The organism is Paenisporosarcina sp. P4_E4_2 (genome assembly GCF_056401595.1).
On sequence record NZ_JBFUJC010000199.1, the window covers coordinates 1 to 11,100 of the forward strand.

14 protein-coding genes and 1 pseudogene are annotated in these 11,100 nt (G+C 40.3%); 6 read left to right on the top strand and 9 right to left on the bottom strand.

Annotated features, from left to right (window positions below; genetic code table 11):
• Nucleotides 1–178: 178 nt before the first annotated feature.
• The 3 genes from AC1DSB_RS13200 to AC1DSB_RS13210 all read left to right on the top strand — a co-directional run bounded on the left by AC1DSB_RS13200 (nt 179) and on the right by AC1DSB_RS13210 (nt 2,306).
• Nucleotides 179–511: a hypothetical protein gene (locus tag AC1DSB_RS13200; protein ID WP_016426922.1), complete on the top strand. Its 333-nt coding sequence runs from the start codon at nt 179–181 to the stop codon at nt 509–511.
• A 95-nt stretch (nt 512–606) separates the two neighbouring features.
• Nucleotides 607–1,713, top strand: coding sequence for a flavodoxin-dependent (E)-4-hydroxy-3-methylbut-2-enyl-diphosphate synthase (gene ispG / locus AC1DSB_RS13205; RefSeq protein WP_016426921.1), 1,107 nt, complete (start codon nt 607–609; stop codon nt 1,711–1,713).
• 14 nt (nt 1,714–1,727) lie between these two features.
• Nucleotides 1,728–2,306, top strand: coding sequence for a hypothetical protein (locus tag AC1DSB_RS13210; RefSeq protein WP_016426920.1), 579 nt, complete (start codon nt 1,728–1,730; stop codon nt 2,304–2,306).
• A 30-nt stretch (nt 2,307–2,336) separates the two neighbouring features.
• Here AC1DSB_RS13210 and AC1DSB_RS13215 read toward each other — a convergent pair whose 3' ends face one another.
• From AC1DSB_RS13215 to AC1DSB_RS13225, 3 genes are read right to left on the bottom strand one after another with little or no spacing between them, the layout of a single operon-like run.
• Entirely contained in the window at nt 2,337–2,747 is a 411-nt protein-coding gene (locus AC1DSB_RS13215; protein WP_477586863.1) for a Fur family transcriptional regulator, read from the bottom strand.
• The gene (locus AC1DSB_RS13220) at nt 2,744–3,610 is read right to left on the bottom strand and encodes a metal ABC transporter permease (RefSeq protein ID WP_016426918.1); all 867 of its coding nucleotides are present in this window, start codon (nt 3,608–3,610) and stop codon (nt 2,744–2,746) included. The genes AC1DSB_RS13215 and AC1DSB_RS13220 overlap by 4 nt, the downstream gene beginning before the upstream one ends.
• Nucleotides 3,607–4,380 (bottom strand): metal ABC transporter ATP-binding protein, encoded by a 774-nt coding sequence (locus AC1DSB_RS13225; RefSeq protein ID WP_342543473.1) that lies wholly within the window; start codon nt 4,378–4,380, stop codon nt 3,607–3,609. Before AC1DSB_RS13225 ends, AC1DSB_RS13220 begins: the two co-directional genes overlap by 4 nt.
• A gap of 103 nt (nt 4,381–4,483) precedes the next feature.
• Here AC1DSB_RS13225 and AC1DSB_RS13230 point away from each other — a divergent pair, with 103 nt between their 5' ends.
• On the top strand, nt 4,484–4,723 hold the full coding sequence (locus tag AC1DSB_RS13230) for a hypothetical protein (RefSeq protein ID WP_016426916.1): 240 nt from the start codon (nt 4,484–4,486) through the stop codon (nt 4,721–4,723).
• A gap of 52 nt (nt 4,724–4,775) precedes the next feature.
• Here AC1DSB_RS13230 and AC1DSB_RS13235 read toward each other — a convergent pair whose 3' ends face one another.
• Nucleotides 4,776–5,663, bottom strand: coding sequence for a deoxyribonuclease IV (locus tag AC1DSB_RS13235; RefSeq protein ID WP_016426915.1), 888 nt, complete (start codon nt 5,661–5,663; stop codon nt 4,776–4,778).
• 12 nt (nt 5,664–5,675) lie between these two features.
• Nucleotides 5,676–6,778: pseudogene (locus AC1DSB_RS13240) on the bottom strand (DEAD/DEAH box helicase).
• 122 nt (nt 6,779–6,900) lie between these two features.
• Here AC1DSB_RS13240 and vrrA point away from each other — a divergent pair.
• Nucleotides 6,901–7,455, top strand: a complete 555-nt coding sequence (gene vrrA / locus AC1DSB_RS13245; RefSeq protein ID WP_477531982.1) for a VrrA/YqfQ family protein — start codon at nt 6,901–6,903, stop codon at nt 7,453–7,455.
• Nucleotides 7,456–7,520: 65 nt separating this feature from the next.
• On the top strand, nt 7,521–8,498 hold the full coding sequence (locus tag AC1DSB_RS13250) for a 4-hydroxy-3-methylbut-2-enyl diphosphate reductase (protein WP_477586864.1): 978 nt from the start codon (nt 7,521–7,523) through the stop codon (nt 8,496–8,498).
• A 33-nt stretch (nt 8,499–8,531) separates the two neighbouring features.
• Here AC1DSB_RS13250 and AC1DSB_RS13255 read toward each other — a convergent pair whose 3' ends face one another.
• The 4 genes from AC1DSB_RS13255 to AC1DSB_RS13270 form a co-directional block, all read right to left on the bottom strand.
• Nucleotides 8,532–9,650, bottom strand: a complete 1,119-nt coding sequence (locus AC1DSB_RS13255; protein ID WP_477531981.1) for a Nif3-like dinuclear metal center hexameric protein — start codon at nt 9,648–9,650, stop codon at nt 8,532–8,534.
• Nucleotides 9,647–10,234, bottom strand: coding sequence for a tRNA (adenine(22)-N(1))-methyltransferase (locus AC1DSB_RS13260; RefSeq protein WP_477586865.1), 588 nt, complete (start codon nt 10,232–10,234; stop codon nt 9,647–9,649). The genes AC1DSB_RS13255 and AC1DSB_RS13260 overlap by 4 nt, the downstream gene beginning before the upstream one ends.
• Nucleotides 10,235–10,474: 240 nt before the next feature.
• The gene (gene cccA / locus AC1DSB_RS13265) at nt 10,475–10,837 is read right to left on the bottom strand and encodes a cytochrome c550 (protein WP_016426909.1); all 363 of its coding nucleotides are present in this window, start codon (nt 10,835–10,837) and stop codon (nt 10,475–10,477) included.
• A gap of 140 nt (nt 10,838–10,977) precedes the next feature.
• Nucleotides 10,978–11,100: acyl-CoA dehydrogenase family protein (locus tag AC1DSB_RS13270; protein WP_477586866.1), on the bottom strand; the 123-nt coding region annotated here is incomplete at its 5' end.

Sequence of the window (11,100 nt, forward strand, 5' to 3'; positions counted from 1 at the left end):
GTACCAACTGTGCTATCAATTGCTTTCTTATTTACAAACCTTTCAGACGGATGGATTACCATCAGCACTTCAATCGTATGTGTAATCTATTTAGTGCTTGCCCTAAAATATTATCCCAAAAAATAAGTATATTCCTTCTTTGTTCAGCATAAGTTGTTGTACAAAGGGGGATTTTTTTATGCGCATTATTGGACTAGCAATCTCAATATTATTGCTTTCTTATATTATTAAAGTAGATTTACTCGATGGCACAATCTCTCTGGCTGCTTTTACAAAGACAGAACCTGATTGCGTTCAACAAGAAGACTATGATGTGTTTCCTGTTCAAGCTCTCGAAGGAGATACCGTATTATCATTGTTTGGCGTGTACCCTTCAGAAGTATGGGTGAGCTTCCCCGAACGGTTGGAAGCTTTCTATAAAGAAAATCCTCATTTGCGAAACCAAGCATTGCAAGCAGGAGAAATAATAAAGGTTCCAATTTACAAAGACATGCCATTATCTTGCTCATAATTTTCCAAGTAACGTTTCTTCCTTGTCATATCCTTTTCATGACTGCTAAAATAAAGAATAGTGAAGGCTATGAGCCCGAAAAGGAGAGAATTTTCATGAGTGAAATTATTCACCGTTCCAAAACTCGACCGGTTCGTGTCGGCGAAATTACAATTGGTGGCAGTAATGAACTATTCATACAAAGTATGACCACAACAAAAACACATGATGTTGAAGCAACAGTTGCAGAAATTCTGCGTCTGGAAGAAGCGGGATGTCAAATTGTTCGCGTTGCATGTCCGGACGACCGTGCTGCTGATGCTATTGCTGAAATTAAAAAACGTATTCATATTCCACTTGTTGTGGATATTCATTTTGATTATAAATTAGCATTGAAAGCCATTGAAAATGGCGCGGATAAAATCCGTATCAATCCGGGTAACATTGGTCGACGTGAAAAAGTGGAAGCTGTTGTTAATGCAGCTAAAGCGAAAGGCATTCCAATCCGTATTGGTGTAAATGCTGGATCACTTGAACGCAAAATCATCGAGAAGTATGGCTATCCTACTGCCGACGGTATGGTTGAAAGTGCACTGCATCATATCAAAATTCTAGAAGACTTGGATTTCCATGATATTATCGTATCTTTAAAAGCTTCTGATGTGAGTTTGGCAATTGAAGCTTATGTGAAAGCTTCACAAGCATTCGACTACCCGCTCCACCTTGGGATTACGGAATCAGGTACTTTAGTCAACGGATCAATCAAGAGTGCTGCCGGACTTGGTGCACTATTAAGCCACGGAATCGGTAACACATTACGAGTGTCTTTGAGTGCAGATCCAGTCGAAGAGATAAAAGTTGCACGTGAGTTATTAAAAGTGTTTGGACTTTCATCAAATGCAGCAACTTTGATTTCATGCCCAACTTGCGGTCGAATTGAAATCGACTTGATTTCCATTGCGAATGAAGTGGAAGAATACATTTCCACTATTAAAGCACCGATTAAGGTCGCTGTTCTTGGTTGTGCGGTAAATGGACCAGGGGAAGCCCGTGAAGCCGATATCGGCATTGCAGGTGCTCGTGGCGAAGGATTGTTATTCATGAAAGGAAAAACAGTCCGTAAAGTGCCAGAAGCAACTATGGTAGAAGAATTGAAAGTGGAAATCGATAAGATTGCACAAGAATACTTCGACAAACAGGAAAAAGAAAAATTAAACGCGTAAAGGAGTTTTAGCATATGTCTAACTACCGATTTGGCATCGATATAGATGGTACGGTCACATGCCCGACTTCTTTACTACCCCATATCAATAAAGCTTTTGAATGTAACTTGGTACTGGATGATATTAAAGAATACGATTTAACGAAAGCTTTTCCTGTTACAACGGAAGATTTTTATAAATGGTTCAAGCAAGCAGAACCTGAAATTTATGCGACATCCCCTATTCAAGTGGATGCACACGCAATATTAACTGCATGGAAGAAACAGCACGAGTTGTATTTCATATCGGCACGTGGTCACAATGTTCGCGACGTCACCTTGCAATGGTTTATTGAACAAAATCTTGAGTACGATCATATCGAACTGATTGGGACACATGATAAGATTCAAACGGCAAGAAATTTTGAAATTGATGTGTTTTTTGAAGATAAACATGACAATGCAGTCGGCATCGCCGAAGAGTTGAACATTCCTGTGTTATTGTTCAATACGCCGTATAATCAGCAGCCTGTTCCAAATGGCGTGATTCGCGTGAATAACTGGCTTGAAGCAGACAGCTGGATCCAACATACATTTCTTAAACAAAAAGCGTGAGGCCTAGGCCTCACGCTTTTTATATATAGTTTACTGACACTCTGGACATTTACCGTAGATTTCGAACTTATGATTTTCAATCTGATAAGCCGGCAGTGTTTCCTGTAGCAGATCCATTGGGCATATATGGACTTCCTTGATTTTGCTACAAGTCATGCAAATGAAATGATGATGGTGATGATCCGTTTCACACTGCATTCTGAAATGGCGTTCTCCTGACAGTTCGGTTTCTTCTAAAATTCCTAACTCCACAAAAGTACTTAAATTTCGATAGATTGWGTCATAGCTCATGCCAGGATAATCTTTCTTCATCACGTCCAACAAGTCACGGGCAGTCAAATATCGTTCATTGTCTTTAAACAAATTCAATATTTGTTCTCGCTTATCCGTTTTTTTATAACCATTTTCTTTTAAAAGGTCCCATGCCTTCGTAATATTCATACGAGACGACCCCTTTCATTTTTCGTTACGACACCCAGCCATATCTTTTTACCGATTAATACAAGCAGTAATATGGCGATGGATGTCACAACGATTGTTCCACCTGGTGCGATATTTAAATAAAATGCAATCACAAGACCAATAATCACTGCAGCTTCGCCAAACAAAACGGCATACAGGATAGCTTGTTTAAAACCTTTAGCAAGACGCATGCTTGCTGCAACAGGTAAGGTCATCAAAGATGATACAAGGAGAATTCCCACAATCCGCATGCTCGCAGCAATGACGAGCGCTGTAACAACCATAAACAATAAGTGAACCCATTTCGCTGGAAGACCTGAAGCTTTTGCATATTCCTCGTCGAATGATAATAAAAATAATTCCTTATAAAACATCAACAAAAATACGACGACAATCAAAGCAATGATCAGAACTATCCATAAATCTTGTCGACTGACCGCCGATACAGAGCCAAACAAATAACCGAATAAATCGGAACTAAATCCATTGGCCAATGAAATAAAAATCGCACTGAAACCGATACCAGCAGACATGATGATTGGGATTGCAAGTTCCTCATAGTGTTTATATAAACGACGCAATCTTTCAATCAATACTGAGCCTGTAACAGCTGCAACAATACCCAAATATAATGGGTTCAAAAGAGCGAAAAATGCGGTGGTTTGAGATAAATACAAACTTCCTGCAATTCCTGCTAAAGTTACGTGACTGAGAGCATCTGCAATAAGCGATAGTCTCCTAACGACGATGAATACGCCAAGAAGTGGCGCAATCAAGCCTATGATGATTCCTGATGCAAACGCATTTTGTAAAAATTCATAGTTAATCAGTGCTGATATCATCGAGTTCCCTCACTTTTCACGTGGTGAATTTTACGAACTGAGTGCCCATACCAGGCTTGACGGTCTTCGTCGCTTAATTGGTTGAAATCATTTTCTAAGCCGTGGAAATGAATCGTCTGATTCAAACATGCCACGTGACTGATATTGCTTGAAACAGTATCGACATCATGAGTCACAAGAATGAGTGTTATTTGTTGTTCACGATTCAATTCCGCAAGCATATTATAAAACGATTGCACATGCTGATGATCTATCCCGACGGTTGGTTCGTCCAGTATCAGGCATTTTGGTTCGGCAACAAGTGCACGAGCGATAAACACTCGTTGTTGCTGACCACCAGATAACTCCCCTATGGATTGGTTCATAAACTCCACCATCCCTACAGAAAGTAGAGCATTTTCCACTCGTTGCTTTACGTCTTTTGGGTATTTTTTAAAGAGTCCTGATTTTTTCACGAGACCGCTCGCAACCACTTCAAACACTGTCGCTGGAAAGCCTGTATTGAAAGCATTTGATTTTTGAGAGACATAGCCAATCCATTCTCTATGTTTAAAATCCTGACTCTTCTGTCCAAATAACTCAACGGTCCCGGAGGTGGGCTTCAGCAATCCTAATATTATTTTTAACAATGTCGACTTCCCTGATCCGTTAGGTCCCAGTACTGCGAGGAAGTCCCCTTGCTTTACTTGTAGAGAAATGTTCTTCAATACAACAGTTTGATCATATTGAAATGACACATTTTGTATGTTGATATCTAATGGCGTTTTCATCAAGCTCGCCTCTTTCTAATTCATAATCATTACGATTTACAATGCATTAGTATATCGAAGAAATGACAAGAAGTAAACTCTATTATCTTGAAAGGATGAATTAATGGATATTTGGGAACTTGTTCAAGCAATAAAAGATAAACCGGATGATGAGATTGCCAAAATGACCAGTATACTTCCCGTTACCCTGACGGTAGAAGAAGTGAAATTAGTCCGCCCTATCTTTGACAAAGCCTCACTTCAATGGTTATTGTTTGGGCCACCAGCGCATGTTCATAAACAACTTCAAGGGATATTAGGAAAAACACGCACCAAAAAGCTTTTCACACATTTTGGACTATAATCAATCGACAAAAAAGAGACTCTAGCAAATATATGCTTGAGTCTCTTTTGATTTAAGAACGTAAATTCTCAATGCTTTCTGGCATGAACGTCTGTTTTTTGAACATGTCAATTTCATAAAGATAAGGTGCTTTTTTGTTTTTCGCATCTGATCCGACGAAAGGTGTTTCTAGAATTTTAGGAACTGCAGTAAGCTGGGGATGATGCACGATATAATTAAGTGCATCAAAACCAATTTCACCAAATCCTATATTTTCATGACGGTCTTTACCTGCACCGCGGACATTTTTACTGTCATTAATATGAAGAACTTTCAAACGATCCAGTCCGATCAACTGATCAAACTGCTTTAAGACACCATCAAAGTCTTCAACAATATCGTAACCTGCATCATGCGTATGGCAAGTATCAAAACAAACCGACATTCGTTCGTTATGTGTCACGCCATTTATGATTTGTGCAAGCTCTTCAAAAGATCGACCACATTCTGTACCTTTTCCTGCCATCGTTTCTAAAGCGATTTGCACAGGGAAATCTTGTGAAAGCACTTCATTTAGGCCTTCAATAATCTTTGCAATACCGACATCTGCTCCTGCCCCAACATGTGCTCCAGGATGCAAGACGATTTGTTTGGCACCCAATGCGGCAGTACGCTCAATTTCTTTTTGTAAAAACTCGACGCCGAGTGCAAACGTTTCTGGTTTCAACGAGTTCCCGATATTGATGATATATGGCGCATGAACCACAATGTTCGACATACCATTCGCCAACATATGTGCTTGTCCCGCTTCAATATTCAATTCTTCTATCGGTTTACGACGCGTATTTTGTGGTGCACCAGTATAAATCATAAAAGTGTTTGCCCCATAAGACGCAGCCTCTTCACTGGCTGAGACCAGCATGTTTTTTCCACTCATGGAAACATGTGAACCTAATAGCATAAAGAACACCCCTTACTTTTTGCGGTTTTTGATGCGGCGTTCTCTCTTCTTGATTTTGTCCATTTCCCATTTCATATTACGTTTGTATCCTGGTTTAACCTTTTTCGGTTTACGGACCATTGATTTTGCTTTCGCATCAATTTCATCTATTCCAAGTCTTCTGGCAGCTCATAGTTGATGACATGGCTGACACCTTGAATATCGATACCACGGGCAGCAAGATCTGTTGCAACGATGTATTGATATTCAAGTTCACGGACTTGTTTCATCATGCGTGTACGTTCACGTGGTGCTAAATCACCATGAATCCGTCCTACACGATAACCCGCTTCAGCTAAATAATTGGCTACGTCATCAGCATTTTTTCGAGTGTTGGCAAAAATAATAGCCAAGTAAGGATTAATCCCATTCAACACTTCAACTAAACGTTTCTTTTTCGATTTGCTTCGAACAGGAACCAGATTGAAGACAATTCCYTCTGCTACTGGTCGTTTTTCACCAATGTTGATGTGTACTGGAGACTCCATATATTTCTTCAAGAATGGTTGCAAGCGTTCAGGAATCGTCGCTGAGAATACGAACATTTCAAGTGAATCTGGCATTTTTCCTGCAAATGCATCGATATCTTCGATAAAGCCCATGTCAAAAGCGAGGTCTGCTTCATCTACTACTAATATCGGTGCTGTATGAACAAGCAAAGCATTCTCTTTGACTAAGTCACGAATACGACCTGGTGTCCCAACCACAATATGTGGTTGTGATTTTAACTTGTCAATCGAACGTTGTTTATCAGTTCCACCGATAAACAATTTTGATTGAATGTCTGTACCTTCAGTCAGTTTGCTTAGTTCTTCGAAAATCTGGGAAGCAAGTTCACGTGTTGGGGAAGTTATGATAGCTTGTAATTCTGTTTTGTCAGTGAGGATTCGCTCAACAATCGGAATTAAAAAACTATGCGTTTTCCCTGTACCCGTATGTGCTTGGCCAATCGCACTTTTTCCTTTAAGAATTAGAGGTATCATTTCTTTTTGAATAGGGGTTGGTTCTGTAAAGCCTAATTTACTAATGGCATTTTGTAAAAAAGGTTGAAAATCATAATCTGTATATTTGGACATTTTTGCCCCTCCTTACGTTCTTCCATTGTATCATGTTTTGATTATTTTGAAGACCATCAGCTTATCATAGTTGTAGTGTGCCCTCTGCGTCAATTAACTATTTATTTAGAAAGGAGGATTTTATGCGTTATCAATCTTTTTATCCATTCGCACAATCACAAATGCCGAATGTTTCACCGAGGCACTCGATGCCGCAAAGCTTTTCTGGTGGAAGTCCAACCCAAATGCCTTTTGGTGGTTTAGGGAATGCCTTTGGTAATGATAATCCATCCCAAATGCCTTTTGGTGGTTTTGGGAATGCCTTTGGTAATGATAATCCATCCCAATCGCCTTTTGGTGGTTTAGGGAATACCTTAGGTAATGCTAATAGATCCCAATCGCCTTTAGGTGGTATTGGGAATGCATTAGGAAATGGTGGATTACCACAGGGAACGAACCGTGTTGAGCAGTTCATGGAAACCGCTGACCGTTTCTTGAACACCGCTCAGAAACTGACACCTATGGTCCAACAAGTTGCACCTATGGTCCAAAACATACCGGCATTATGGAGAATGTACAGAGGTTTTCAAAATATGCCTGACGCCACGGCCACTGCCAGCGCTGTCCGTAATGTTGCATCCGCTGCCCCCCGCCTTGGTGGAACTTCACAACCACGTATTTTCCAGCCACCCTTTTGATTTTTGAATTCGCCGCTCCTCTCAGTTATAATAAAACTTAACAACTTCTGAGAGGAGTGCTACATATGCAAGTACTCAAAATTTCCCCACGTGGTTATTGTTACGGCGTCGTGGATGCAATGGTAATCGCTCGTAATGCAGCGATGGATACATCCCTTCCACGCCCGATTTATATATTAGGTATGATTGTTCACAACAAACACGTTACCGATGCCTTTGAAAAAGACGGGATCATTACGCTGGATGGAGAGAATCGTAAAGAAATTCTGGAAAAAGTCGAGGGCGGCACAGTCATCTTCACTGCCCACGGAGTTTCACCTGAAGTCCGTGAATTAGCCAGACAAAAAGGATTGGTGTCAATTGATGCCACTTGTCCTGACGTGACGGTTACTCACGATTTGATTCGTGAAAAGACAGCTGAAGGATATCAAGTCATTTATATCGGCAAAAAAGGACATCCAGAACCTGAAGGAGCAGTAGGTGTTGCGCCACATGCTGTTCACCTTGTACAGACGGTCGAAGATGTTGAACAACTGAACATTCAGGCAGAAAAATTGATTGTGACAAACCAAACGACGATGAGTCAATGGGATGTTGCTGCCTTAATGGAAAAATTATCACTTAWATATCCTCATATCGAAGTGCATAAAGAGATATGCCTGGCTACTCAAGTTCGACAAGAAGCGGTCGCAGATCAAGCCGGTGCTGCCCAATTATTAATTGTTGTCGGAGATCCGATGAGTAATAATTCAAATCGCCTTACCCAGGTATCCGAAGAAATTGCCAACACCCCTTCTTACAGGATATCCGACTTATCTGAGCTTAAACTTGAATGGTTAGAAGGAATTGAACTCATTGCGGTTACAGCTGGCGCTTCTACACCGACACCTATCGTAAAAGAAGTTGTCCAATTTTTAGAGAAGTATGACCCACAAGATCCACAAACCCATCGTTTGGATCGTACGGTTACAATTGATAAGATTTTACCTAAAATCAAAACTCCTAAACCGGTTGACCGGATTGAACCCTATACACTTACTTAATGAAAAAAGCTATCCAGCAATGGATAGCTTTTTTCATAGAATTCGGAAGGGCTCAGTGGAAATTTCCGATGCAATAAATGTACAGTCGAATTTTTTCTCTTTACACATGGCATTCATTTTTTCGGAAACACCTTTTTTCATTATGGATTCAACATGATGTCCTGGATCAATTACATTTAAGCCGAGTGCTTGTGCATCCTGTGCAACATGGAAATATAAATCCCCCGTTACAAGGACATCAGCCCCTGCCCGTTTTGCTTTTTGGATGTACTTATTGCCGTCCCCACCCAAAACAGCCACTTTACGGATATTTGCCGAAGGATCGCCTACAACACGCACAAAAGGAACAGACAGTCGATTTTTGACTTGTTGAGCAAACTCATCAAGAGTCATTGCTCGTTCAAGCTCTCCAATGCGGCCAATTCCTTGCTGCTGTGTTTTTGAATCAAGTTTCCATATATCAAAAGCCACTTCTTCATATGGATGATTTGTATACATGGCTCTTAGGATTTTTGATTTTTGGGAAGCAGGGAAAATTACTTCCACTTTATCCTCTTCTACTTCTTCCAGGTGATTCTTAGTGCCGATATAGGGATCTGATCCATCTAAAGGCTGGAATCTCCCCTTGCCGGTGGATGAAAAACTACAGCTATCGTAATTGCCGATTTGCCCTGCTCCAGCAGATGCGAGCGATTTACGTAAATCTTCTGAAGATGAGGTCGGTACAAACACGGCTAACTTCATCATCGGTTCCGAATATGTTTCATCCAAAATGTTGATTTGTTTTAATCCGAATGCTTCGGCCAACAAATCATTCACCCCACCCGGTGCCACATCCAGATTGGTATGGGCAGCATAAACAGCAATGTCATGTTTGATGCAAAGCGCAAACATTTCACCTGATGGCGAATCTGTACGGAGATTTTTTAATGGACGGAAAATAGGTGGATGATGTGCGAGAATCATCTGGCATTTTTTGTCGATTGCTTCCTGTACAACTTCAAGTGTAACATCGAGTGTAACCAATACATTTTTAATGGGTAGATTCAATTTACCGATCTGTAAACCGATGGGGTCATCTTCTAATGCAAAGAATTTAGGCGACCAGGACTCAAATAATTGAATGATTTCGTGTCCATTCGCAGTTTTCATGCACTGAGAGCCTCCTCCCATTTTTTACGGAACGCATCATTACGAGCCTCCATTAAAAACGGACCAAGGAGCAACTGTGCTGCTGTTAAAGACATCTTTCCTCTTTCCAACACCAGAATTTCGTAAATCTTGTCGTCTTCCTGCAAAATTTCTTCTGCAACCAGCTTCCATTCATTTAATATTGCCCATTCTCGAATTGCTTTCGCATGAATATTCGGTTGCAAAATGAGTCTGTCTACCGTTATCAGTCTGTCGATATCTTGGTCTAAAATGGAGGCAATCAATGGGCCACCCATTCCAGCTATTGTCACTGTATCAACAGAATCTTCTTTTTCTATTGCTTGCAGTCCGTTTGCAAATCGAACCGTAATTTGTTCCTGCAATTGTTCAGCACGAACCTGATTGCGTGCCGATTCATACGGTCCTTTTGCCACTTCCCCTGCTATTGCTTTTTCAGCAATCTGCTGATGAACAAGATAACATGGTAAATAAGCATGGTCACTTCCGATATCTGCCACAATTGAACCTTTTTCAACAAATGAAGCGACACGTGTTAATCGCTCTGAGAGACGTTGTGCGTTCAACGAAATCCTCTCCTTTCTTCTATAAACAAGATTGTACCATAGACATGAAAAAACGGGTTCCCGAATGTAATGGGAAGACCGTTGAAAATGATTTTTTCGTCTATTCGCGGTTTCAGAGGTCCTTTTCACGGTATTGTGAATTTCACACTTTCTATTCGTGCACTTTTGTATTCTATTCACGAAGCATGACAAATCTAGTGCATGAAAAAACCCTTATCCATTTCGGATAAGGGTTTCAGCTTATTTTAGACTTAAAATGTAATCAGCCATTTGTGCTGCTTGATCTTCAGGTAGTAAACCAGCAGGCATGCCAGATCCTTTACCATTTACGATAGTTTTAGTAATTTCTTCTTTAGATAAAGAAGTACCAGCTAAAGCAGGACCTACTGAACCTTTAAGATCTCCGCCGTGACAAGAAATACATTTTCCTTTCGCCACTTCTGGATCGAATTCTGCAGTTTCAGCTTTTCCGCCTTCTGCGCCTCCTTCATGTTCAGAAGCGATTTCTTCTTTTTTATCAACACCTTGAATTGATAAGAAGAAAATAAGACCGATACCAAATGCCATAATTAAAATGAAAGGAACTATTGGATTTTTTTGCATCATGTAACCTCCTTTTTCGTTCGTTCTTTTTCTAGAATAGAATCAGTCAACAGTGTTATTGTACTGCATTCCATCAAAAACGAAAAGTCTTATCTCRGAAGTTTTCACGGATTGTGATAAATTCGACAATTTAGCGAAATTTAACAGCCGATTAAACGAGCAATTACCATTCGTTGCACTTCTGAAGTACCTTCGCCAATTTCGCACAATTTAGCGTCGCGCATATAACGCTCAACTTCATATTCTTTCATATAGCCATATCC